The organism is Actinoplanes sp. HUAS TT8, assembly GCF_051380535.1.
Classification (GTDB): Bacteria; Actinomycetota; Actinomycetes; order Mycobacteriales; family Micromonosporaceae; genus Actinoplanes.
Window position 1 is genome coordinate 3,622,279 of record NZ_CP195646.1, and the last position, 22,367, is coordinate 3,644,645.

A 22,367-nucleotide genomic window follows, 5' to 3' on the forward strand; every position below is an offset into this window, starting at 1 on the left:
CCGCAAACCCGCCTCCCCGGTCGACCCGACGGACTGGGCGTGGCGGGCGGTCACGGCGGGGCCGGGCTCAACGACGTACGCGCAAAGGGGGTTAAAGGTCCAGACCGACGACCAGGGGGCGATGGTCGGAGACGGGCGGGTGCGGGGTGCGCACCTGCACGACGCGGCCCAGCGCGGCCGCCCCTCGCGGATCGGCCAGGACGTGGTCGAGCTGGGTACGCGGGTACGGGCTCGGAAACGTCGCCGCCCGGGCCAGGGGACGCCACCCGGTGAACGCCCGGACCGGCCCGGACGGCATGTTCAGGTCGCCCAGCAGGACGCGCGGCGCGGGCAGCGCGCGCATCGCCCGGACCACGTGACGCAGCTGGCGCACGTTCCAGCCGGGCACGAACGACAGGTGGGTGGTGCCCACGCTGAGCAGGCCCCGCGGCGTCTCCAGAACCGCCGCCAGCAGCACCCGCGGTTCGTCCTTGAGCAGCAGCAGACCGTCCCCGGTCAGCACCGGGGAGCGGATCGGCGCGCCCGGCAGCTGGGTGATCTGCCAGCGCTGCACCGGGAAGCGGCTGACCAGGGCGATCCCGTACTGCGGGTGGGTGATGTCGGCCTCGGCGTGCCAGGGTTGCCAGGTCTGCCCCGGCGTGCCGACCACGGCGGCGGCGAACCGGTGCGCGGGTGCTTTCAGGGCGTCGGCGCACAGGACGGTGAGGTCCAGGCCGCCGGAGCGGGGCTGTGCGCGGTCGACCTCCTGAAGGCCCAGCACGTCGGCGTCGAGGTCCGCGACGGCGTCCCGGACCCGGTCGGCGTGTACCGTGCCGTCGGACAGAGATCTGCCGTGCAACAGGTTGAACGTGGCCAGGCGCACAGGCCGACCCTAGTCAATGGAGGAGATGAATGTTCACCAAGGCCCTCTGCTGCAGCATGGTGGTCTTCATAGCCGTCGCGATGTTCGGCATGTGGCTCCAGAGGCTCCGCGGCCGCAAGTGATCATCACGCTCCTGGTGGCGGCCGCCGCGGCCGGATGGGTCGACGCGGTCGTCGGCGGAGGCGGCCTGCTGCTGCTTCCGGCCCTGCTCCTGGCCGCCCCGCAACTGCCCCTGCCGACCGCGCTGGGCACGAACAAGCTGGCCGCGATCTGCGGCACCAGCACGGCCGCGTTCACCTACGCCCGGCGCACCAAGATCGACTGGGGGGTGGCCGGGCCGTCGGCCGCGCTGGCGCTGCTCTGCGCCGGCTGCGGGGCGCTGCTGGCCGGGTCGATCCCGGCCGCCGCGTACCGTCCGGTCGTGCTCGTCGTCCTGATCGGCGTGGCCGTCTTCGTGACCGTGCGCCCGGCCATGGGCCTGGCCGAGCACATGGAGAAACGCACGGCGCTGCGGCGTGGCCTGGCCGTCGCGGTCGCCGGCGGGGTCATCGCCCTCTACGACGGGCTCATCGGTCCGGGCACCGGCACGTTCCTGGTGCTGGCGTTCACCACGATCGTCGGCGCCGACTTCGTGCACGGCTCGGCTATGGCCAAACTGGTCAACACCGGCACCAACCTGGGCGCGCTGATCGTGTTCGCGGCGACCGGGCACGTGCACTGGTGGCTCGGCGCCGGCATGGCCGTCTGCAACATCGCCGGCGCGGTCGTCGGGGCCCGGATGGCGCTGCGCCGCGGCTCCGGCTTCGTCCGGATCGTGCTGCTGGTCGTGGTCCTGGCCCTGATCGTCAAGCTCGGAGTCGATCAGATAAGAATGCAGTGATGAGCGACGAGTCACAGAACCTGATCGCCGAGATCGAAGAGCAGGAACGCCGCCTGGTCTTCCCGAAGTTCGACGAGGCCGACGCCTGGGCGCTGGGGTGCCTGCTGGTCAACCTGGCCACCCAGCGCGGGCTCCCGGTCGCGGTCGACATCCGCCGCGGCGAGCAGCAACTCTTCCACGCCGGCCTGCCCGGCTCCACCGCCGACAACGACGCCTGGATCGCCCGCAAGGTCCGGGTCGTCTACCGCTTCGCCGCCTCGTCGTACCTGATCGGGCGCCAGCTCGCGGCCAAGGGCCGGGAACTGGACGCGGCGATGGGCGTCGACCCGGCGCTGTTCGCGGCGCACGGCGGCGCGTTCCCGGTCCGGGTTCCCGGCGTCGGCGTGGTCGGCGTCGTCACCGTGTCCGGGCTGCCCCAGGCCGACGACCACGCCCTGGTCGTCGAGGCCCTGGAGACGTTCCTGGAGGAGTAGGTTCCGGCCGGCTCTGCTCTCGGCAGATCCGTTTGGGGCCGGGCCGCGCCGTGGGGCAGGCTCGGCCCATGCGGATTCTCATCCTCGGGGGCAGTGGTTTCGTCGGCCGTGTCCTGGCCGAGACGGCGGTGTCGGCCGGCCACGACGTGACCGTTTTCAATCGCGGCCTGCGCGACCCGGTGCCCGGCGTGACCGTGCTGACCGGTGACCGGCTGGCCGAGGGCGGCCTGGCCGCGCTCGGGTCCGGCACGTGGGACGCGGTGGTCGACACCTGGTCGGCCGGGGCCGAGGCGGTCGGTGCGACCGCGGCGCTGCTCGACGGGCGGGCCGCTCACCTGACGTATGTGTCGAGTCGTTCGGTGTACCGCTGGCTGGCCACCGGCAGCGTCGACGAGAATTCGCCCCTGGCCGACCTCGACGACCCGGGTTACGCCGGCGACAAGCTGCGCGGCGAACGGGCCACCGAGGCGTTCGGCGGCACGGTGCTGCTGGCCCGCGCCGGGCTGATCCTCGGCCCGCACGAGGACGTGGGCCGCCTGCCCTGGTGGCTGAACCGGTTGCACCGCGGTGGCCCGACGCTCGCGCCCGGGCCGCGGGATCTGGGTGTGCAGTACATCGACGTCCGCGACCTGGCCGAGTTCATCCTGGCCACGGTCGGGACGGCCGGGCCGTTCAACCTGGTCGCGCCGGAAGGGCACGCCACCATGGGCGGGCTGCTGACGGCCGGCAACGCGGTGACCGGCGGCCGCGCCGAGCTGCGCTGGACCGACCCGGAGGCGATCCTGGCGGCCGGGGTCAGCCCGTGGACCGACCTGCCGATCTGGCTGCCGCCGGGCGAGGTCCACACGTTCATGCACCAGGGGGATGTCGGCAAGGCGCTCGCCGCGGGGCTGCGGTGCCGGCCGGTCGAGGAGACCGTGGCCGACACCTGGGCCTGGCTGTCCGGGCTCGACGGTGGTGCGCCGCAGCGCACCGACCGGCCGGCGGTCGGGCTGGATCCCGCGGTCGAGGCGACGCTGCTCGGCGCTTGACCGACGGTCTGCGGCCACGTGCCCCGGCAACGCCGAATGGGGGCGGATCAGGACGGACGCCGTGGGTTCCGGGCCCGGTCCAGGGCGATCCGGGCGTCCTCGGCGACGCGCCCGGGTTCACGCTCGGCCGCCGCACCGCCGGCGACCCGCACGAGCCGGGCCGGGCCGGTGACCGTCTCGTCCCGGGGCACGGCGGTCAGCTGCTGATGGGCGCGGTCCAGGGCGTCCCGGACGCCCCGCAGCCAGCCCGGGTCGTCGACGCCGGGCCGCTCGGGCGTTTCCGCGACCGTGGGCCCGTTCACCAGGCGGGCGGCCATCCGCTTGAGCAGCGCCTGCCGGTAGGCGGCCAGCACGGCCGCGGCCAGTGCGTCCACGCCGCGCAGCCGCTCACCCCACCGCCGGTTGATCTCCACGGCCAGGACGGCGCCGTCGGCGGCCACCCGGACCAGCACCACCCCGTCGTCGTCGGTCCCGGTCTGCGCGGCGCCGTACCGCAGATCCGGTCCCAGCCCGGCCACCCCGTCGTCGGAACGCATCGACTTCTCCCTCGGTCACGGTTGTTCAGGCAAACCCCGTGACCGAGGTGTTCGGCCGACCGCCGGGCCGAAGGATGCGGCGGTCGGCAATTCGGCCGGGCCCGGTGAACCGGTGCCGGCCGGGTGTGGTTGTTACAACGATCGGGCCGCGTGCCGGCCGGCCGCGCGGCCGCTGAAGATGCAGCCGCCCAGGAACGTTCCTTCCAGGGCGTTGTAGCCGTGCACGCCGCCCCCGCCGAACCCGGCGACCTCGCCGGCCGCGTACAGGCCGGGCAGCATCTGGCCGTCGGCCCCGATCGCCCGCGAGTCCAGGTCGGTCTGGATGCCGCCGAGCGTCTTGCGGGTCAGGATGTGCAGTTTCACGCCGATCAGCGGCCCGGCCGCCGGATCCAGCAGGCGGTGCGGTGTCGACGTACGCCCGATCTTGTCGCCGATGTAGCGGCGGGAGTTGTAGATGCCCTGGATCTGCCCGTCCTTGGTGACCTTGTTGGCCAGCTGCCGGTCCCGGGCCTCGATCTGCCCGCGCACGTGGGCGACGTCCAGCAGCGGCTCGTCGGTCAGCCCGTTCATTCCCGCGATCAGTTCGTCGAGGGTCGGGGCGACCACGAAGTCGGCGCCGTGCTGCTTGAACGCCTCCACCGGCCCGGGCGCGCCCTTGCCGAGCAGCCGGTCACGCAGGAACGCCTTGCGATCCTTCGCGGTCAGGTCCGGGTTCTGCTCGGAGCCGGAGAGCGCGAACTCCTTCTCGATGATCTTCTGGGTGAGGATGAACCAGGAGTGGTCGTGCTCGGCCAGATCGGGCGTCGTCCGCAGGTAGCGCAGCGTGCCCAGGGTGTCGTAGCTGGGGTAATAGGGCTGCGGCAGCCGCCTGCCGAGGGCGTCGAACCACATCGGTGAGGGCGCCGACAGGATCCGGATGCCGTGCGCCGGCCAGATCGGGTCCCAGTTGCGAATGCCCTCGGTGTAGTGCCACATCCGGTCACGGTTGACCAGCCGCGCACCGGCCGTCTCGGCGATCCCGAGCATCCGGCCGTCGACATAGGCCGGCACGCCGGTGATCATCGTCTTGGGCGCGGTGCCCAGGCGGGGCGGCCAGTACTGACGGACGAGATCGTGATTGGCGCCGATCCCACCGGTCGTCACGATCACGGCCTGCGCCCGTACCTCGAAATCATCGACCTCGTCCCGGTTCGACGACACCCCACGGGCGGCGTCATCAGGAGCCAGGATCTTTCCGCGTACGCCGACGACCGCGCCCTGGTCCACGATCAGCTCGTCCACGCGGTGCCGGTGCCGGAACGCCAGCAGCCCGCTGGACGAGGCCCGCTGCGCGGAGGCGACGAACGGCTCGACCACGCCCGTCCCGGTCCCCCAGGTGATGTGGAAGCGCGGCACCGAGTTGCCGTGCCCGCCCGCCCGCAGGTCGCCGCGCTCGGCCCACCCGGCGAACGGCAGCCAGCTCAGCCCGAGCCCGGACAGCCAGGAGCGCTTCTCCCCGGCGGCGAACTCGACGTAGGCGCGGGCCCACTTGACCGCCCACGAGTCCTCGTCGTCCAGGCGGTCGAAGCCGGCGCTGCCCCGCCAGTCGCTCCAGGCCAGGTCGACGCTGTCGCTGATCCGCGCGCGACGCTGCTCGGGGCTGTCGACGAAGAACAGGCCGCCGAACGACCAGAACGCCTGCCCGCCGAGATTGGCCGCGTTCTCCTGGTCGAGCAGCGCCACCTTCTTCCCGGCGGCGGTGAGTTCGTGCGCCGCGACCAATCCGGCCAGTCCCGCGCCGACCACGATGACGTCCGCGTCCACGACAACCCCCTCAGGTGATCCGCGCCACTCGGCGTTCCAGGAATGTATCCGATACGTGAATGCAACTCATCTAAGGTGTGTCCTCGCTCGCCCCGCAAAACCCCGAACGGACACTACGACCGATCACGGCGACAATGGTGTGGTGCCGCTCCACATCCCCACCGCCGACCCGGCGCAGACCCGTGCCGAGCTCGAAGATATCCGGCCTGACCTGGTCGAACGTTACGATGCGGCACTCCCGGCGGCGCGTGCCGCGGTGTTGCACAGACTGAAACTGGCCATCGAACGTGAACCCCTTCCGGGTGCCGTCCACGCCGACCTGGACCCGATCGAGTTGGCCGCGAAACTGTGGCCGGGGACGACGTTCGTCACCGAGGTCGCCAACAGCGTCGCCAACCTGGCCCTGGCCCGCGCCAACCGGGTGCCCCGGCGCATTCCCGAGCCCGGCGACCCGGACGGCCTCGGCAAGATCGAGCAGTGGGAGACCGATGGTCACCCGCTGCACCCCTGCTGTCGCACCCGCGGCGGCATGACGGTCGCCGACGTGCTCGCCTACGCCCCCGAGCACCGCCCCACGATCCGCCTGCGCCGCCTGCGCGTCCCGGCCGACCGCTGGCACGGCACCGCCCAGCCGGTCCTCTACGCCCACCCGTGGCAGGCCGCGCGGCTGCTGCGCCGCTACCCGTGGCTGACCGACGCCGGCCCGACCCGGCCCATGCGCCCGCTGATGTCGCTGCGCACCGTCGCCCCGGTCAGCGGCGGCCCGCACATCAAGACCGCGGTCGACGTGCAGATGACCTCGGCCGTGCGGACGGTCTCCCCGGCCGCCGTCCACAACGGGCCGCTGCTGTCGGCCGCCCTGACCCGGATCACCGCCGACCTGCCGATCGACATCCTGGCCGAGACCGAGGCCGGCGCGGTGATCACCGAGCACGGGCCGGACCGGCACCTGGCCCACCTGGTGCGGCGCGCGCCGCGACTCGGGCCGGGCGAGATCGCCGTACCCCTCGGAGTCTTCGCCACCCATCTCCTCGACACCGTCGACGACCCCTGTCAGTGGCTGCGCGACCTGACCGAGGTCTTCTTCACGCCGCTGACCACCGTGCTGCGCCGCGGCGTCGCCCTCGAAGCACACGGGCAGAACAGCCTGGTCGTGCTCCGCGACCGGCGACCGGTCCGCATCCTCTACCGCGACCTCGGCGGCGTCCGCGTCGATCGCGGGCTCGGCCTGGATCTCCAGGGTGACCTGCTCACCGACGACCCGGCGGTGCTGCGCACCAAGGTCGCGGCGGCCGCCCTCGGCACCGTCGCCACCCAGCTCGTCGACGCCCTGTCCGAGCATCACGGCGCCGAACCGGACCGGCTGTGGGCGATCATCGCCGCCGGGCTGCGCGCCGTGCCGGAACTGCTGACCGGATCACTTCCGGTCAAAGCGACAACAGCCATGCGCCTCGCCGCCGACCCTCTCGACGACATCTGGACCCAGCAGCCCAACCCGATGGCGGTGTTCGCATGACCTCCAGCCTCACCACCGGACGCCTCGCCGCGGCCGCCGCGCACACCCAGGCAGCCCTGGCCGTGCACGCGCCGGAGCTGGTCGCCGGCTTCCTCGCCCACCTGCCGGAAGCGGCCGGGACGGTCGGGCGACGGCTGCGCGGCGCCCTCGCCCGCGAAGGGCTGACCAGCGACGACGAGCGGGACGGGACACGGCACGCCTTCCACCGGATCGAGTTCGCGCGCTCCGGGGTGGCCGACCCGGTGGAACTGCTGGGCGATCTGGACGCGCCCGGGTTCGCGGCCGAGATCCGCAACGCGGTGATCAACCTGGCGATCGCGCTGGCCCGGCCCGGACCTGTCGCCGGCGGCGATGCCGACGAGGCCGCGATCGCCGGGGAACGGCTGGCCATTTCCGGTCACAACCTGCACCCCTGCGGCCGGACCCGGCTCGGTTGGGACACCTGCGACGTCCTCGCCCACGATCTTGAGGCGGGGAGCACGCGGATCCGATTCATCGCGGTGCGCGATGACACGCACCTGGGCGACGACCTGAGCGCTCTATATCCGGACATCTCGCCAGTCGACCCCGGCTACCGCCTGCAACCCGTCCACGCCTGGCAACACGCTCTCGTCCTCGACCGCTACCGCCACCTGTTCGCCGACGGCACGCTGAAGCAGGTCGACGGCCACCTCGACGCGGTCCCGACCGCCGCCCTGCGCACCCTGCTGCTCCCGCCCGACGCCGACGGCCGACGGCACTACCTCAAGGTCTCCCTGGACATCCAGGTCACCTCCACCCGCCGCAGCATCTCGGTCGCCAGCACCCGCAACGGCCCGGCCGTCTCCCGGCTGCTGCACCGCCTGGCCGCCGACGAACCCACCCTGCTGCTGATGGCCGAGACCGCCGGCGCCGCCGTCCCCGCCGGCTCCGGCCGCGACCTGTCGGCCATCCTGCGCGACGGCCTCACCGGCCGCCTCCATCCCGGCGAGGAGGCCATCGCCGGCAGCGCCCTCCCCTACCGCATGCGCGAGCTGATCACCCGGCACGGCGGCGGCCCGGCGGCCTGGCTGACCGATTACACCCAGCTGCTGCTCCCGCCCCTGCTGCGCCTGGCCACCGCCGGCGTCGGCCTCGAAGCGCACCTGCAGAACTGCCTGCCCACCTTCGTCGACGGCCGCCCGTACCGGCTCGCCCTGCGCGACTTCGCCGGCCTGCGCCTGCACCTCCCCCGCCTCGCCGCGGCCGGCCATCACGTCGACCTGTGGCCGGGATCGGTCGTCGGCACCGACGACCCCGCCGTCATGCGCGCCAAACTCGGCTACACCGCCTTCCAGGCCCACCTCGGCGAGCTCGTCCTCCACCTCGACCTGGACGAACGCGCCGCCTGGCGGATCATCCGGGACGTGGTCGACCACACCTACGAGACGCTCGGCTCGGCCGACGCCCGCGCGGACCACACCGCATTCACCGCGCCGACGGTTCCGCACAAGGCCCTCGTGCGCATGCGCCTGGCCGACAACGGCGACATCTACCTGCCCGTGGAGAATCCCCTGCATGGCTGAGCTGCCCGACCACGTCGCCACTGCCCTGCGCACCCTGGCGACACCGGCCTGCGCCTACGTCTACGACACCGAGGCGCTGCGCACGGCCGCGGCCCGCCTGCGGGCCTCACTGCCGGCCAGAACCACGATTTTGTACGCGGTGAAGGCCAACGGGCACCCGGAAGTCGTACAGTCGCTGGCCTCGGTCTGTGACGGTCTCGAGGTCGCCTCCGGCGGCGAACTCGACCTGGCCGTCCGGGCCGGCACGGGCCGCATCGTCTTCGGCGGCCCGGCCAAGACCGACACCGAACTGGCCGCCGCGGTCGAAGCGGGCGCGCTGCTCAACGTCGAGAGCCGCTTCGAAGCGGAACGACTGGCCGCGCTCGGCTTCACCGGCGACATCTGCCTGCGGATCAACCGCAACGACGTCGCCGTCACCGGCAGCCACACGATGACCGGCACCCCCACCCCGTTCGGCATCGACGAGAATCAGCTCGGATCCGTCCTGGCGAGCCTCCCGAGCAGCCTCACCGTCATCGGATTCCACCTGCACGCCGTCTCCAACAACCTCGACGGCCAGGCCCACGCCGACTTTCTGCGCGACGCGATCTCCTGGTCGATCAAAACCGCTTCGGCGTACGGCATCAACCTGCGCGTCGTCAACGCGGGCGGCGGCCTGGGCATCGACCACACGTCGGCCGCCTCGATCGACCTGGCCCCGTTATCACAGGTCAGCGTGCCCGACGGCGTGGAATTGATCCTGGAGCCGGGCCGGTATCTGGCCGCCGACGCCGGTTACTACGCGGCCGAGGTGCTCGACCTGAAAACCACCCACGGGCGCACGTTCGCGGTCCTGCGCGGCGGCACCCACCACTTCCGTCTGCCCGCCGCCTGGGGTTACAGCCACCCGTTCACCGTCCTGCCGGTCGACGAGTGGGACCGCCCCTACTCCCGCCCGTCGGTCAGCGACACCCCGGTCGACGCCGTCGGCGAACTGTGCACCCCGCGCGACGTGCTCACCCGCGGCCAGCAGGTGGCCCGGCTGCGCGTCGGCGACCGGCTGGTGTTCGCCCGCACCGGCGCCTACGCCTGGGACATCTCCCACCACGACTTCCTGCGCCACCCGGCCCCGGAGTTCATCATCCTTTGACACCCTCGGGCTTCACGAGAGGCGCGGATTCCCGACGGCGGTCCTGCCACCCGCCGCGATGAGCCCGATCAGGCGCGAAGAGCACGCATCGCCGTGGAGGACACCGCTGCCAATCGGTGGTTACCGCGTCGCGTACTCGGCGTCGCAGGTGATCGTGGCGACGTACCCGTTCACCCGATCCTGAATGACCTGCACCTTGTTCACGCCCGGCATGTGCCGCACCTTGGTGTATCCGGCGCAGTCGAAAAGACGCCCCTTGGTCTCCAGCCCGAACGACTCCGGCAGGTACTCCATTTTGGCGCCCTGCAGAATCTCCGGATTGCTCTTCCCGAGCTCCTGAAAATGCTTCCAGGCCTCCTCCCGGCTGGTGAACTTCACCTCACCGGTCGGATCGAAGGCCGGCAGTGCCGCCTGAACCGCCGCTTTCTGCTCGGCCGTCGCGTCGGTCTCCAGATAGACATAGACCGCGAACGTGTGCACAGGCTGCCCCGGAAGCCCGGTGACCAGGAAAACCCCGGTGGCCGCGCCCGCCCCGAGCAGCATCGAGAATGCGAAGATCACCACGAACAGGAATGGCTTCTGCCAGGAGGATTTCGGAACGACAGGTACGGTTTCGACATTCTCCGCAGGGACATCGACATTCTCGGTGCTGGGCATCACGGCTGGACACCCTAGCTCACGCCCGATCGAACGTGTCCACCGCCGTCCGATAGCCGGCCCCGGCGCGCTCGGCGTTCACCAGCAGCGTGAAGTCCGGAAGGGACCCCGGCAACGGATCCCCGTGACTGTTCTGCATGCCCGGCTCGGCCGTCCAGTCCAGAAGGAACACGCCGACCTCCCAGCGCCCGGCCGGCAGCGGCACGTGCAGGTGCGGCCCGGCCACGGCCCCGGCGTGCTCGATGCCGCTCAGGATCGCGCCGTCGGTGGCGACGAACAGGTAGGGCGCCGACGACACCACGAGATACTCCCGCTCGCGGTCGGTCAGTTCGGCCGGCAGCGCCTCCGAGCCGATCCGTACGAGAAAGGTGAATGCGCCGTCGCTGTGGAGGTTGATCGGAACGAAGACGCCGTCCCGGATGTGCCGCGAGATGTCCTCGTCCTCGAGGAGTTCCGCTTCCCACGTCCCGTAGTCGACGACGCCGCGGAAGGCGGGCGGCGACCACAGCCCGAACATGCCGGCAGCGGTCACGACCGTATCCGAGAATTCCACACCTTCCTCTCTACTCCACTACGGCCCGGCGAGCGCGACGAACCAGCTGCGCCGGTCGTCCAGCCAGCGGTCGAGGCGCAGCCCGGCCCGGGCCAGTTCGTCACTCAGCTGCGGCTCGCCGAGGCGATGCGCGGTGAATTTCTGAGACCAGGATCGACCACCCATCGCGTACGTGTTCTCCATCGCCATCACCGCCCCGGTGGCGTGCAGGACCCGGAGGCGGCCGTACACCGCCTCGCCGAGCCGGCCTTCCCGGCCGCCCTCGTTCACGACCTCGTCGAACCAGGTCGGCGGCAGCCACTGCCCGACCAGCACACCGCCGGGCGCGAGGTGCCACGCGCAGGTCTCGCCGAACCGGGCCCGCCCCGCTCGTCGAGGGTGCTGATCAGGTTGGCGGCCAGCAGAACGACGTCGAACCGTTCGGCCAGCCGCAGTTCCTCGATCCGCGCCTGAACCGGTGTCACGCCGCGCAGATGGCGCAGCATCGCGGCCGACTCGTCGACCCCGGTGACCCGGTGGCCTCTCGCGGCCAGTTCGTTGGCCAGGCGGCCGGTGCCGCAGCCGAGCTCCAGGATCCGTGATCCGGGCTCGACGGCGCGGTCGATCAGATCGGGCTCGCCGTTGGGCGGCAGACGCAGGTAGACCTCGACCGGGCACCCGTCCGGCGTCACCTCGTCGGTCGTCACGTGACCACCCCCACAGCGCGTGATGCGTCCTAGGACTCTAGGAGTCTAGCTCTGCCCCTGGGGCCGACCGATAGGTTGGCGGTCCGGCATCGGAACCGACGCAAGGGAGCGCTGGGCCATGGACGCGATCACACTCACCACGCTGGACGCCGACGCGCAGCTGGACGACCTCGAACCACTGCGGACGCTGATCGGTGACGCCCGCGTCGTCGGCATCGGCGAGTCAGCCCACAACGTGCGCGAATATCAGCAGGTCAGGCACAGACTGGTGCGATTCCTGACCGAGCGCATGGGGTTCTCCACCGTCGCCCTGGAGTCCGGGTTCAGCGAGGGGCTCGCGGTCGACCGCTGGGTCCGTGGCGACGACGACGGCGAGGCCGGTGAGGTCGCGGAGCGCGGGCTGACCTACGGGTTCGGGCGGACCGCGGAGACACAGCGGTTGCTCGCCTGGCTGCGGGAGCAGAAGAACGTGCGCTTCGCCGGTCTGGACCTGCCGGCCGACCTGGGTTCGCTGCTGCCCGGTGTCGACGGGGTGGCGAGCTACCTCTCCGGCGTCGATTCCGCGGCGTCCTCGATCATCGATCAGATCCGGACGTACGCCGAGGGCTGGTCCAGTCCGTACACGATGGCGGCCTTCGCGGCGTACCTGAAGACACCGCCCGCCGAGCGCGACGCCCAGACGATCCTGCTGTCCGAGTTGGCCGCGCGGGTCGACGCGATGCGCCCGCTGTATGTTCGCCGTGGCGGCGCCGCCGGGTTCGCCACCGCCCGGCACGAGCTGCGCCTGGCCGTCCTGCTCGACCAGATGCTCCGGGCCCAGGCCGCCGCCGTCGGCGGCTCCGGCATCCACGCCGCGGTGAACGTGCGTGACACGGCCATGGCCGAGACCGCCCGGCACCTGCTGGCCGGCGGCGAGCGGCTGATCATCTCGGCGGCGAACACGCACCTGCAGCGGATCCCGATCAGCCTGGCCGGCACGTTCGAGGTCGCCGTCCTGGGCAGTCACCTGGTCGCCGACCTCGGCGACGACTACGTCGCCATCGCGCTCACGTGCGCCGGCGGCCGCACCCCGACCAGGCGCCCCGCACCCGGCACCGCCAGCGGCGTCGAAGTCCTCACGGTCGACCTGGCCGAGCCCGCACCCGGCAGCATCGAGGCCCGGCTGAGCCCGGGCGCGACCGAAACCCGTCTCACCGACATCCGCCCGTTGCGGGGCACCCCGGACGCTCCGCAGCGCTTCCGCAACCTGGACAGCTACATCGATCTCCCGGTCGCCGACGCCTTCGACCTGGCCGTGCTCGTCCCGGAGCTCACCTGACGATCCCGGCACCGACGCCCACCGGCAGCCTCAGGCCCCGGCCGCCGCGTGCACCCCGACCGCCAGCACGCCCGCACCTGGCTGCGCGCACTCATCCGGCCCGGTGGAAACCTTCCGCCGACTTCGGGCACCCACCCTCGACGCCGGTCGGCAGCCTTCCGCCGGCACCGAGCGCGGCGGGAGGCGTGCCCGACGGCCCGGCGGGTGGCCGCCGGGCCGGTCAAGAACTACTCGTGGTCGCCGCCCCGAGGCCGGGGTGGAGGTGTGGGTGGATCAGGCAGGGTCGCCGGGTTCGGTGGGCTCGGCCGGTTCCACCGGCGGGAGTTCGTGGATGCGGGCGCCCCGGGCGATCTTGCGCTGCAGCGATCGCAGCAGGCGGATGGTTTCGTCGTCACGGAATCCGGTGGTGCTCTGCCAGTCCCAGCCCGACCCGAAGACGTCGCTGGCGAAGACGATCTCGGCCGACACCAGCACCCGCCGCCAGTCCCGCGGACTGAGCGGCTGCCCGGCCCGGACCAGGGGCCGCAGCCGGACCACGTGCTCGAACAGTTCCGCGATGCCCCCGAAGTCCATGGCCACCGCGAGGGCCTCGGTGCACCGCGCCGGGCCGCCCCACTCCGTCAGTCCGTGAGCGAGCACCTCCCGCTCGTCCTCGTCCAGTTCGACCATCACAGGCTCGTCAGCTGTCACGCTCGTGATAATGCCGGACGACCCCAAACGGGTCACAGCATTAACCCACCCATGTCACAACGTCGATAGATCACCGCGAGCGCCCCTCGGCCGCGCTGTCGGCGAGGAGCAGGCGCTGCTCCTCGCCGAGACCCGCGCCGGCGCGGGTCCGGACCGCTGGGTCAACGCCGGGGTGGCCGGCGCGGAGTACGGCGACTACGTCCGGGCCCGCCGCACCTGACGCCGGCCGAGCGAAGGGGCGGGGCGTCAGGCGATGCCGATCGTCCAGTTCTCGCCGTCGGCGCCGGCGCTGCAGGGGTTGAAGCCGTGTTCGCCGGATACGCAGACGCGGAACGTGACGGTGCGGCCGGCCGTGAAGTCGTGGCCGAAGCGGACGGTCTGCCCGGCGGCGTCGGCCGCCGTGTGGGTGCCGGTCTGCAGGGTGCCGTCGGCGCGGACGTAGCGGTACTCCAGATAGGCCCGACCACCGCCGGCGACGTGTTTGGTCACCGCGAACGTGTCGTCCCCGGCATCGAAGTGGGCCTCCGCCAGCAGTTCACTGTCCCGGTCGAAGACCTGGGCGGTGGACGAGACGGCGGACGGCGCGAATCCTGCCGTGGCCGCCATGACAGCGACCGGAATCATGCTGAACATTGCTTCACCTCCGCACGACGCAGCCTGCTTCTGTCTGGCCAAACCGGAGGTAACGATCTTGTACCCGGGCGTTGATCAGCTGAAACCCTAGGAGTGGCGGGTCATGCAGAACTCGTTGCCGGCCGGGTCGAGCAGCACCACCCAGCCGGCGCCGTCCGGGGTCCGGTGGTCGGAGTCGATGGTCGCGCCGAGGGCCAGGAGCCGGTCGACCTCGGCGTCGCGCCCCAGGTCGGGTGACTGCAGGCACACGTGGACCCGGTTCTTGACCTGCTTCGACTCGGGCACGGCCTGGAAGTAGAGCCGCGGCCCGCCGGGCGGCTCGATGACCACCTCGTGGTCGCCGGGCGCGCACGAGGGGTGGACCGGATGGCCGATCACCTCGCTCCAGAAGACCGCCAGGACGTACGGATCAGCACAGTCGAACGCGACATTACGGATGATGGAGGCCACGGCCGAAGGATAGGCCGCCGGCGGGGCTCAACTCGACCCCGTGACCGCCGATGTCCACGGGCATGAGTCACGTCAGCAGCGCGCGCTGGTTCGGCAGCGGCCACAGCACCCTGAGCGACCCGGCGGCGGCCGGGGCCGAGGCGGCCACCGCCGCCCTGCACGGGCGCGACCCGGCGGTCGTGTTCGTGTTCTGCTCGATCGGATACCAGGTGCCGGAGCTGTTCACCGCGCTGCGCGAGCAGGTCGGGGCCGACACGGTCATCGTCGGCTGCACGACGTCCGGCCAGCTGGCGGACGGCCGGGTCAGCCGGAACGGGGTGGCGGTGACCGCCTGGGGTGGTGCCGGTTTCTCCGTACGCACGCATGTGGCTCGAAGCGTGACCGGCCGCCTGCGTGAGGCGGGAGCGGAGGCCGCGTCGTGCCTGGCCGGTTTCGAGGCCGAGCATCGGGTGCTGCTGATGATCGCGGACGGGATCACCGGAAGTCAGCACGAGGTGGTGCGCGGCGCGTTCTCGGTCGCGGGCGCCGCTGTTCCGCTGGTCGGCGGGGCCGCCGGGGACGAGCTGACCTATGTCCGGACCTATCAGTTCCTCGGCGGGCGTGACGGCGTGGAGATCATGTCGGACGCGGTGATCGGGCTGGCGATCGGTTCGGACCGGCCGCTCGGGATCGGGATCGCGCACGGCTGGCAGAAGGAGGGTGACGCCCTGGTCGTCACCAGCAGCCGCGAGGGCCGGGTGCTGGAGCTGGACGGCGAGCCGGCCCTGGACGTGTTCCTGCGGCGGATGGGTGTCGACGAGTCGGCCCTGGACGATCCGGCCGGCTTCCGTGAGCTGGCGTTCCATCATCCGCTCGGATTGTCCCGGCGCAGCGGCGAGGACATCCGGGTGATCCACGACGGTGACCGGGCCGATCGGTCGCTGATCTGTCTGGCCGACGTGCCGCAGGGTGCGCTGACCTGGTTGATGACCAGCACTCACGACACGCTGCTGGACAGCGCCGCGGACGCCCCCGGGCAGGCCTTGGAGGCGCTGGGCGGCGAGCCGGCGCTGGGTGTGCTGGTGTTCGACTGCGCCGGCCGCTGGATCAAGCTCGGCGAGGCCGGCGTGCAGCAGGAGAACGTGGAGATGGCCAAGCGGCTGGACGGCGTCCCGTACGGCGGTTTCTACAGCACCGGCGAGATCGGCCGGGTCCGCGGCGCTCTCGGCATGCACCACTTCACCCTCGTGACCCTGGCCCTGGCCTGAAGGATCGGCGATGAATCACTGGTCCACCCACCAGCTCACCGAGTTCTTCGCCGCGGTCTGCGCACCGCAGCAGGAGAGTTCCGCGATCATGGTCGCGGTCGAGCGGGCGACCGAGGTGCTGGAGACCGAGATCGGCGCGGTGCTGCGCGACGGCCGGGTCGAGGTCGCCTGGGGCGTCAGCGCCGAGCAGCTCACCGCCGCGCTCGGCGACGGCGACCGGCCCCCGACCCTGACCGTGGACGGGCTCGGCGAGCTGCACGTGACGACGGCCCGGTTCGAGGGCGGCGGCGCGCTGCTGGTCGCCCGCGCCGGTGACCCGCTCGAACCCGAGGAGCGGCAGCTGCTGCAGGCCATGGCCCAGACCATCGGGCTCGCCCTGACCAACATCAGTCTGCTCACGGCCGAGCGCACGCTGCGCGAGGAGCGGGAGCGGGAGGCCGCCGAGCGCCTGGCGCTGCTGGACTCGCTGCGCGAGGCCCGGCACGACTCGCTGACCGGTCTGCCGACCCGGGTGCTGTTCCTGGAGATGCTGGCCGAGCGGCTGTCCGGCAACAACCCGACGAGTGTGCTCTTCATCGACCTGGACCGGTTCAAGGCGGTCAACGACAGTCTCGGGCACCGGGCCGGCGACGAACTGCTCGGTCTGGTCGCCGGGCGGGTCCGGGCCTGCTTGCGGCCGACCGACACGGCCGCCCGGATCGGTGGCGACGAGTTCGCCGTGCTGCTCAGCGACTGCGAGGCGGACCAGGCGGTCCCGGTCGCGCAGCGCCTGATCGACGCGATCAAAGTGCCGTTCCCGGTGGCCGGGCAGGAGGTGTTCATCGGCGCCAGCATCGGCATCGCGGCCGGTCCGGGCGCGGCGCCGGGCGAGATCCTGGGCAACGCGGACGTGGCCATGTACCGGGCCAAGACCGAGGGCCCGGGCAAGGTCGTGCTCTTCGAGCCGCAGATGCACGCCGAGGCCCTGGCCCGGCTGACCCTCAACGGTGACCTGCAGCGGGCCCTCGCGCTGGGCGAGTTCCGGTTGCAGTACCAGCCGCTGATGGATCTGGGCAGCGGCACCATGGTCGGCGTCGAGGCCCTGGTGCGCTGGCAGAACCCGGACCGCGGCTACGTCTCCCCGGCCGATTTCGTCCCCATGGCCGAGGAGACCGGCCTGATCAGCGACCTGGGCCGCTGGGTGCTGAACACGGCCGGGCGGCAGGCCGCCGTGTGGCGGCGCACCGTGCCCGACCTCGGCATCAACGTCAACGTCTCCGGGCGTCAGCTGACCGATCCGCAGTTCGCGGCCGACGTCGAGCGCATGCTCACCGACACCCGCCTGCCCCCGCAGGCGGTCACCCTGGAGCTGACCGAGTCGGTGCTGATGAGCGACCCGAAGATCGCCATCGCCTGCCTGCAGGATCTGCAGGACCTGGGCGTGGACGTGTCCATCGACGACTTCGGGACCGGCTACTCGTCACTGTCCTACCTGCAGCGGCTGCCGGTGGACGAACTCAAGATCGACCGGGCGTTCATCAGCCGGGAGAACCCGACGACGGCCGATCTCGCGGTGATCCGGACGATCGTCGAGCTGGCCCGGACACTGCGGTTGCGGACTGTTGTGGAGGGCATCGAGACCGAGGCGCAACGTAACGCCATGCGACTGCTCGGCTGCGATCTGGGACAGGGCTATCACCTGTGCCGGCCCGTGCATCCGGAAGATCTGCTGGCCAGCCTGGGGTCCGGGGACTCGGCGCAAAGAGCGGCCTGAGCCGGTTCCGGAACCAAAATCCACATACGTCAAGATACTCACCGTCGTGTGAGTACAAGGGGGCGTGTGTGGCCGATTACGACGACCAGCGGCGTTCGTCTCGGGCCGAGAATCTGCGGCTGACCCGTATGCCGTCGCTGCCCCCGCGGCCGGGCACGACGGGCGCGATCCCGCTGCCACCCCCGGCGCAGACCCCGCCTCCTCCCCCGGCCCGGCGCCGGCGGCGGGGCGGCTGGGTCGTCGCCGGACTCGTCCTGCTCCTCGTGGCGGCGGGCGCCGGGGTCGCGTACCGATGGAGATCGGGCGCCATCGCGAGCCCGGCCGCGAGCGTGCCCGCCACCTTCCCGGCCGTCGAGGGCCCCGAGCCGTCGGAGACCGACGCCGATCAGGCGCCCGTCGCGGCCGCGCCCTCGCCGGCCCGGACGTCGGCCGAGCCGTCCGCGAGTGCGGCCTCGCCGACCGGGAAACCGCAGCCCAGCGGCAAGGCGAACACGGCCGGCGCCAATCTCGCACTGCGTGGTGTCTGCACCGCGTCCGGTTCCGAGTCCGCCGCCTGGCTGCCCCGCTACGCCTGCGACGGCGACCCGGAAACCCGCTGGTCGAGCGCGTTCAGCGACACCCAGTGGCTGCGGGCCGACCTCGGCCGGGTCTGGCAGCTGACCGGCGTCACCCTGGTCTGGGAGCGGTCCTACGGCGCGAGCTACCGCCTCGAGACGTCCCTCGACGGCAAGACCTGGACCCGCTTGTACACGACCACCAACGGTCAGGGTGGCACCGAGGAGATCCCGGCCAAGGGCGCCGTCGCCCGCTTCGTCCGTCTGGTCGGCGTCAAACGGATCAGCGAATACGGCTACTCCTTGGTGGAGTTCGACATTCGATAGATCAAGATCAACCCCATTGGCGCGTACGGCGACAGCCCGCCGCCCGCCGAGTTGTGGATCTTGGGTAGCGTGTCGCCGCATGGGTAACCTGAACCGGCTCGTGCTGACGGCGCTGGCCGCCGCGTCGGCCGTGGTGTGGGCGATCGGCATCACCGTCCTCCAGCCGTCGAGCGAGCCGACCGGCCCGGACGCCTACGGCGAGAACAACACCTACTGGGCTCGTGAGATCCGCTGGGCCGCCCTGATCGCCCTGGTCCTGGTGTTGATCGTGCTCACTCGCGGCGCGATCCGCGGCCCCCTCGCCGCCGGCGCGGCCGGTCTGATCGCCGACCTGGCCCTGGACCGGATCGACAAGGACTCCGGCACGGTCGAGCTGGCCGTCGGCGCCGCGGTCGTGGCCGTCCTGTTCTGCGTCGTCGCGGCCGTGGCCCGGACCGTGCCCCGCCCGGGCGTGTTGTTCCTGGCCGCGACCGTCGCCGCGGTCACCTCCGGCATCGCCGCCGGCACCGAGTCACCCACCGATGTCGAGACCGGCCTGAATCTCGGCAGCGCGGCCGTGGCCTCGATCCTGGCCGTGATCGCCGTCGTCGCCGCCACCGTCGCCGCCGGGCCGGTCGGTCGTGGGCGTGCTCGCCTCGCGGTGCCGGTCGGCGTGCTGGCGGGCGCCGTCCCGTGGGCGCTGCGGCTCGCCCTCCCCCAGCCCGGCGGCCTCCGGGTGCTCGGCCAGCTCGTACTCGTCATCCTGCTGGTGGCCGCCGTGGCCACGATCGCCCGCGGCCGGATGTCCTCGCGCGACTACCTGGTCCTGGCCGCGGTCACCACCGGGATCACCGTGGTGCTGTTCTACGGCCTGCTGATCGCGTCGCTCGTCACGAACGTCGGCGCGGTGTTCACCCGGCTGGCCGCCAACACGGAGATCAACGAGGCCGACGAGGACGTCATCCTGGTCCTGCTCGGAATCCCGGTCGGACTCGTCCTGGGTCTGGCCCTCGACCGGATCGGCATCGGCCCGCGTCAGGTACCCGAGGAGAGCCTGCTCGACCGCGCGGCCTGATAGGCGCAGCCGGCCCGGTCGAAGGCGGCAGCCGTCGCCCGCACCCGATCGTTGTCGGACACGAGCAGGGCGTCAGCGCGCTCGACGAGCGCCTCCGCCACCGGGTTGCCCTTGACGATGTCCCGCGCCACTTCGAGCCGGGCGGCCGCGTCGGGTGACCCGGCGAGCACGGCCGCCTCGGCGCGCAACGCCACGTACCAGTGCAGCCAGATCCAGGTGACCCACTTCCACACCTCGTCGGGCGCCGGGACCGTCCGTTCCGCGGCCTCGGCCGCCCGTCCCTGGTCGAGCAGCCGGATCGTGTCGAAGACGGCGCCGAATCCGTACGTGTACTCCGGCGTGACCCCCATCCGTTCCACCACGGCCCGCCACTGCTGCCCGGCGGTCTCGTCCCCGCGCAGCTCGTGGACCATCGCGACGGCGGCCGCGGCCGGGGCCAGTGCCGCCGTCGCCGGTCGCCCGGCCCGCTGCCACGACTCCAGGAACCGTTCGCCGATCGCCGGCACCCGGTCGAAGTCCCCGGACAACGCCTCGGTGACCAGCAGCCAGCAGGTCGCCCGGTGCCCCACCTCGGCCAGCATCGGATGCTCGGCCAGCAGCTGCCCGGCCCGCCGCGCGCCGTGCAGGTCGCCCGCCCCGAGGGCGGTCTCGACGGCCATGCCGAGCGCGTCGAGCCGCTCGTGGGCCACGGCCGGCGTCTCCGGCAGCGGCGCCAGCATCAGAATGCGGCGGCGGGCGGTCGCCGCGGTCGCGAACGTGTCCCCGGCCCAGCTCTGCGCCCCGATCAGCGCGTCCAGGGCGGCCGACTCGGCCAGCGGGTCGCCGAGCCGGTGGGCCAGGTCGACGGCCCGTTCGGCCCGGGCGATCGTCTCCGGTACGGCGTTCTCGGCCGGTCCCTGGGCCGCCCCGAACGCGTCGGACAGCACGCCCGCCTCGGCCAGCGCCACCGCGGCGCACGCTCCCGGATCGTCGCCGGCCCGCTTGCGCGCCGCCTCGACCAGGCCCGCGGTCTCCTCCGGGGAGGGCAGCACCTCGAACTTGCCCCAGAACCGGTGGGCGCTGGTCGCGGCGTGCGCCAGGTCCGTGGCCGCCTCGGCGTCGGAGGGGGCCACGTCCGCGGCCGCCCGCAGGTACCGGTACAGGTCGTCGCCGCGGATCCGGCATCCGGCCACGGCCGCCGCCTGCCGGAACATCTCGGCCGCCAGGCCTGGTTCGGGCGCGAGTTCGGCCGCCTGCACGAACCGGATCTGGGACTCGGCCGCGAGCCGGCGTGCGAAGGTCAGCTCGGCCAGCTGCCGGGTGAGGTCGAAGTCGGACGCCCAGGCCTGGGCTGCCCGCAGGTCGTCGGCGACCGCGTCGAAGCGGACCCGCCAGTCCGGCCCGGTCCGCACGAGCTCGCCGGCCCGCGCCCGGCACCAGCGCAGGTGACGGGCCCGCGCGTCGTCGAGTTCGCCGGCCCGGTCCAGCCGCTCGACGCCGTACTGCCGAATGGTTTCCAGAAGGCGGAACTCGGTGGCCTCGGCCGAGGGGGTGACGGTCAGCAGGCTCTGCTCGGCCAGGCGGGCCAGGCCGTCGGCGGTCGCGCCGGCCACCTCGCCGGCCGCGGCCAGCGTGAACGGTGACACGAAGACCGCCAGCCGCCGCAGCAGCGCCTGATCATCCTCGGTCAGCAGCGCGTGGCTCCAGTCGAGCGCGGCGCGGACCGAACGGTGCCGTTCGTCGGTGCGGGAGCCCCCTTCGAGCATCCGCAACGGGTCGTCCAGCCCGGCCGTCAGCCCGTCCAGCCCGAGCGCCGGCCAGCGGGCCGCGGCGATCTCGATGGCCAGGGCCATCCCGTCCAGGCGCCGGCAGAACACGGCGATCGGGTCGCGCAGCGCCTGGTTGGGCGGCCAGCTGGCGGCCGCGGCCCGGTCCAGGAACAGCGCCACGGCGTCGGACCCGCCGTCGCCGTCGAGGGAGAGCGGCGGGACCTCGAAGACGCGCTCGAACGGGACCATCAGCCGGGCCCGGCTGGTCGCCAGCACGGTCACTTCCGGACAGGTGCGGAGCAGCTTCTCCAGGAACGGGGCGACCCCGTCACGGACCTGCTCGCAATTGTCGAGGACCAGGAGCACGTTCCGGTCGGCCAGGGTGTCGACCACGGATTCGTCCATCGCCCGGCCGAGCTGTTCGCCGAGCCCCATGGTGGCGGCGACCGCGGCCGCGACGACGCACGGGCCGGGACCGGTGACCGGCACCAGGTCGACGAACCAGACGCCGTCGCGGAAGTTCCCGGCGATCCCGGCGGCGACCGCCAGCGCCAGCCGGGTCTTGCCGACACCGCCCGGCCCGACCGCGGTGACCTGCCGATTCGCCCCGAGCAGGCCGGTCAGCCGGGTGGTCTCGGCGGCGCGGCCGACGAACGAGGTGAGCGGCACCGGGAGGGCCGGCCGGACCGGTGCCGGACCTTTGATCGAGGCCAGGGCCCGCCGGTCGGCCACGTCGAGTTTGCGCAACAGTGCGGACACGTGACTCTCCACGGTGCGCACCGAGATGAAAAGCTTCGCGGCGATCTCGGCGTTGCTGAGGTGCTGCCCGATCAGGGTCAGCACCTCGCCCTCCCGGGCCGAGACATCCGCGCTCGTCATGGCCCCATTATCCGTGGCCGGCACGGATGACCGCACCACCGCCC

The 22,367-nt window shown here is 72.3% G+C and carries 22 protein-coding genes; 11 read left to right on the top strand and 11 right to left on the bottom strand.

The window, feature by feature from the left end; genetic code table 11:
* Positions 1-91 precede the first annotated feature (91 nt).
* Entirely contained in the window at positions 92-862 is a 771-nt protein-coding gene (locus ACSHV8_RS16375; protein ID WP_436533918.1) for an endonuclease/exonuclease/phosphatase family protein, read from the bottom strand.
* 118 nt (positions 863-980) lie between these two features.
* Between ACSHV8_RS16375 and ACSHV8_RS16380 the strand changes: the two genes are divergently transcribed.
* The 3 genes from ACSHV8_RS16380 to ACSHV8_RS16390 all read left to right on the top strand — a co-directional run bounded on the left by ACSHV8_RS16380 (position 981) and on the right by ACSHV8_RS16390 (position 3,246).
* On the top strand, positions 981-1,742 hold the full coding sequence (locus ACSHV8_RS16380) for a sulfite exporter TauE/SafE family protein (RefSeq protein WP_436533920.1): 762 nt from the start codon (positions 981-983) through the stop codon (positions 1,740-1,742).
* Positions 1,742-2,215, top strand: a complete 474-nt coding sequence (locus ACSHV8_RS16385) for a heme-degrading domain-containing protein (RefSeq protein WP_436533922.1) — start codon at positions 1,742-1,744, stop codon at positions 2,213-2,215. Before ACSHV8_RS16380 ends, ACSHV8_RS16385 begins: the two co-directional genes overlap by 1 nt.
* A 68-nt stretch (positions 2,216-2,283) precedes the next feature.
* Positions 2,284-3,246, top strand: a complete 963-nt coding sequence (locus ACSHV8_RS16390; protein WP_436533924.1) for an NAD-dependent epimerase/dehydratase family protein — start codon at positions 2,284-2,286, stop codon at positions 3,244-3,246.
* 47 nt (positions 3,247-3,293) lie between these two features.
* On the opposite strand, the gene ACSHV8_RS16395 is transcribed toward ACSHV8_RS16390, so the two are convergent.
* Positions 3,294-3,782, bottom strand: a complete 489-nt coding sequence (locus ACSHV8_RS16395) for a hypothetical protein (RefSeq protein WP_436533926.1) — start codon at positions 3,780-3,782, stop codon at positions 3,294-3,296.
* Between the two features lie 132 nt (positions 3,783-3,914).
* Entirely contained in the window at positions 3,915-5,585 is a 1,671-nt protein-coding gene (locus ACSHV8_RS16400) for an FAD-binding dehydrogenase (protein ID WP_436533928.1), read from the bottom strand.
* 256 nt (positions 5,586-5,841) lie between these two features.
* Between ACSHV8_RS16400 and ACSHV8_RS16405 the strand changes: the two genes are divergently transcribed.
* The 3 genes from ACSHV8_RS16405 to ACSHV8_RS16415 are packed head-to-tail and all read left to right on the top strand — an operon-like array spanning position 5,842 to position 9,774.
* The gene (locus ACSHV8_RS16405) at positions 5,842-7,101 is read left to right on the top strand and encodes an IucA/IucC family protein (RefSeq protein ID WP_436533930.1); all 1,260 of its coding nucleotides are present in this window, start codon (positions 5,842-5,844) and stop codon (positions 7,099-7,101) included.
* A complete protein-coding gene (locus ACSHV8_RS16410; RefSeq protein ID WP_436533932.1) occupies positions 7,098-8,645 on the top strand; it encodes an IucA/IucC family protein in 1,548 nt (515 codons plus the stop codon). The genes ACSHV8_RS16405 and ACSHV8_RS16410 overlap by 4 nt, the downstream gene beginning before the upstream one ends.
* The gene (locus ACSHV8_RS16415) at positions 8,638-9,774 is read left to right on the top strand and encodes a type III PLP-dependent enzyme (RefSeq protein ID WP_436533934.1); all 1,137 of its coding nucleotides are present in this window, start codon (positions 8,638-8,640) and stop codon (positions 9,772-9,774) included. The genes ACSHV8_RS16410 and ACSHV8_RS16415 overlap by 8 nt, the downstream gene beginning before the upstream one ends.
* A 120-nt stretch (positions 9,775-9,894) precedes the next feature.
* Here the strand turns inward: ACSHV8_RS16415 and ACSHV8_RS16420 are convergent, their stop codons facing one another.
* The 4 genes from ACSHV8_RS16420 to ACSHV8_RS16435 are packed head-to-tail and all read right to left on the bottom strand — an operon-like array spanning position 9,895 to position 11,670.
* Positions 9,895-10,431 (bottom strand): permease-like cell division protein FtsX, encoded by a 537-nt coding sequence (locus ACSHV8_RS16420; protein ID WP_436533936.1) that lies wholly within the window; start codon positions 10,429-10,431, stop codon positions 9,895-9,897.
* Positions 10,432-10,450: 19 nt separating this feature from the next.
* On the bottom strand, positions 10,451-10,984 hold the full coding sequence (locus ACSHV8_RS16425; protein ID WP_436533938.1) for a hypothetical protein: 534 nt from the start codon (positions 10,982-10,984) through the stop codon (positions 10,451-10,453).
* 18 nt (positions 10,985-11,002) lie between these two features.
* Entirely contained in the window at positions 11,003-11,254 is a 252-nt protein-coding gene (locus ACSHV8_RS16430; protein ID WP_436533940.1) for a hypothetical protein, read from the bottom strand.
* Entirely contained in the window at positions 11,251-11,670 is a 420-nt protein-coding gene (locus ACSHV8_RS16435; RefSeq protein WP_436533942.1) for a class I SAM-dependent methyltransferase, read from the bottom strand. Before ACSHV8_RS16435 ends, ACSHV8_RS16430 begins: the two co-directional genes overlap by 4 nt.
* Before the next feature lie 118 nt (positions 11,671-11,788).
* Between ACSHV8_RS16435 and ACSHV8_RS16440 the strand changes: the two genes are divergently transcribed.
* Positions 11,789-12,988 (top strand): erythromycin esterase family protein, encoded by a 1,200-nt coding sequence (locus ACSHV8_RS16440; protein ID WP_436533944.1) that lies wholly within the window; start codon positions 11,789-11,791, stop codon positions 12,986-12,988.
* A 273-nt stretch (positions 12,989-13,261) separates the two neighbouring features.
* On the opposite strand, the gene ACSHV8_RS16445 is transcribed toward ACSHV8_RS16440, so the two are convergent.
* The 3 genes from ACSHV8_RS16445 to ACSHV8_RS16455 form a co-directional block, all read right to left on the bottom strand.
* Positions 13,262-13,678 (bottom strand): hypothetical protein, encoded by a 417-nt coding sequence (locus ACSHV8_RS16445; protein ID WP_436533946.1) that lies wholly within the window; start codon positions 13,676-13,678, stop codon positions 13,262-13,264.
* A 246-nt stretch (positions 13,679-13,924) separates the two neighbouring features.
* Positions 13,925-14,311: a hypothetical protein gene (locus ACSHV8_RS16450; RefSeq protein ID WP_436533948.1), complete on the bottom strand. Its 387-nt coding sequence runs from the start codon at positions 14,309-14,311 to the stop codon at positions 13,925-13,927.
* A gap of 87 nt (positions 14,312-14,398) precedes the next feature.
* Entirely contained in the window at positions 14,399-14,761 is a 363-nt protein-coding gene (locus ACSHV8_RS16455) for a VOC family protein (RefSeq protein WP_436533950.1), read from the bottom strand.
* A 62-nt stretch (positions 14,762-14,823) separates the two neighbouring features.
* On the opposite strand from ACSHV8_RS16455, the gene ACSHV8_RS16460 reads away from it, so the two are divergent.
* The 4 genes from ACSHV8_RS16460 (at position 14,824) to ACSHV8_RS16475 (ending at position 19,696) form a co-directional block, all read left to right on the top strand.
* Positions 14,824-16,008 carry an FIST signal transduction protein gene (locus ACSHV8_RS16460; RefSeq protein ID WP_436533952.1) on the top strand — a complete coding sequence of 395 codons (1,185 nt, stop codon included), beginning with the start codon at positions 14,824-14,826 and terminating at the stop codon, positions 16,006-16,008.
* Positions 16,009-16,018: 10 nt separating this feature from the next.
* Entirely contained in the window at positions 16,019-17,761 is a 1,743-nt protein-coding gene (locus tag ACSHV8_RS16465) for a putative bifunctional diguanylate cyclase/phosphodiesterase (protein ID WP_436533954.1), read from the top strand.
* A 68-nt stretch (positions 17,762-17,829) separates the two neighbouring features.
* Entirely contained in the window at positions 17,830-18,642 is an 813-nt protein-coding gene (locus ACSHV8_RS16470; protein ID WP_436533956.1) for a discoidin domain-containing protein, read from the top strand.
* 79 nt (positions 18,643-18,721) lie between these two features.
* Complete coding sequence (locus ACSHV8_RS16475) at positions 18,722-19,696, top strand: hypothetical protein (protein ID WP_436533958.1); 975 nt, start codon at positions 18,722-18,724, stop codon at positions 19,694-19,696.
* Here the strand turns inward: ACSHV8_RS16475 and ACSHV8_RS16480 are convergent.
* Positions 19,657-22,323: a LuxR C-terminal-related transcriptional regulator gene (locus tag ACSHV8_RS16480; RefSeq protein WP_436533960.1), complete on the bottom strand. Its 2,667-nt coding sequence runs from the start codon at positions 22,321-22,323 to the stop codon at positions 19,657-19,659. The genes ACSHV8_RS16475 and ACSHV8_RS16480 overlap by 40 nt on opposite strands.
* Positions 22,324-22,367 lie beyond the last annotated feature (44 nt).

Bases quoted from the DNA above. Each gene is read 5' to 3' on its own strand.
- ACSHV8_RS16385 (WP_436533922.1), top strand. From the start codon at position 1,742: ATGAGCGACGAGTCACAGAACCTGATCGCCGAGATCGAAGAGCAGGAA.
- ACSHV8_RS16390 (WP_436533924.1), top strand. From the start codon at position 2,284: ATGCGGATTCTCATCCTCGGGGGCAGTGGTTTCGTCGGCCGTGTCCTG.
- ACSHV8_RS16395 (WP_436533926.1), bottom strand. From the start codon at position 3,782: ATGCGTTCCGACGACGGGGTGGCCGGGCTGGGACCGGATCTGCGGTAC.
- ACSHV8_RS16410 (WP_436533932.1), top strand. From the start codon at position 7,098: ATGACCTCCAGCCTCACCACCGGACGCCTCGCCGCGGCCGCCGCGCAC.
- ACSHV8_RS16415 (WP_436533934.1), top strand. From the start codon at position 8,638: ATGGCTGAGCTGCCCGACCACGTCGCCACTGCCCTGCGCACCCTGGCG.
- ACSHV8_RS16420 (WP_436533936.1), bottom strand. From the start codon at position 10,431: ATGCCCAGCACCGAGAATGTCGATGTCCCTGCGGAGAATGTCGAAACC.
- ACSHV8_RS16440 (WP_436533944.1), top strand. From the start codon at position 11,789: ATGGACGCGATCACACTCACCACGCTGGACGCCGACGCGCAGCTGGAC.
- ACSHV8_RS16450 (WP_436533948.1), bottom strand. From the start codon at position 14,311: ATGTTCAGCATGATTCCGGTCGCTGTCATGGCGGCCACGGCAGGATTC.
- ACSHV8_RS16460 (WP_436533952.1), top strand. From the start codon at position 14,824: ATGAGTCACGTCAGCAGCGCGCGCTGGTTCGGCAGCGGCCACAGCACC.
- ACSHV8_RS16465 (WP_436533954.1), top strand. From the start codon at position 16,019: ATGAATCACTGGTCCACCCACCAGCTCACCGAGTTCTTCGCCGCGGTC.
- ACSHV8_RS16475 (WP_436533958.1), top strand. From the start codon at position 18,722: ATGGGTAACCTGAACCGGCTCGTGCTGACGGCGCTGGCCGCCGCGTCG.
- ACSHV8_RS16480 (WP_436533960.1), bottom strand. From the start codon at position 22,323: ATGACGAGCGCGGATGTCTCGGCCCGGGAGGGCGAGGTGCTGACCCTG.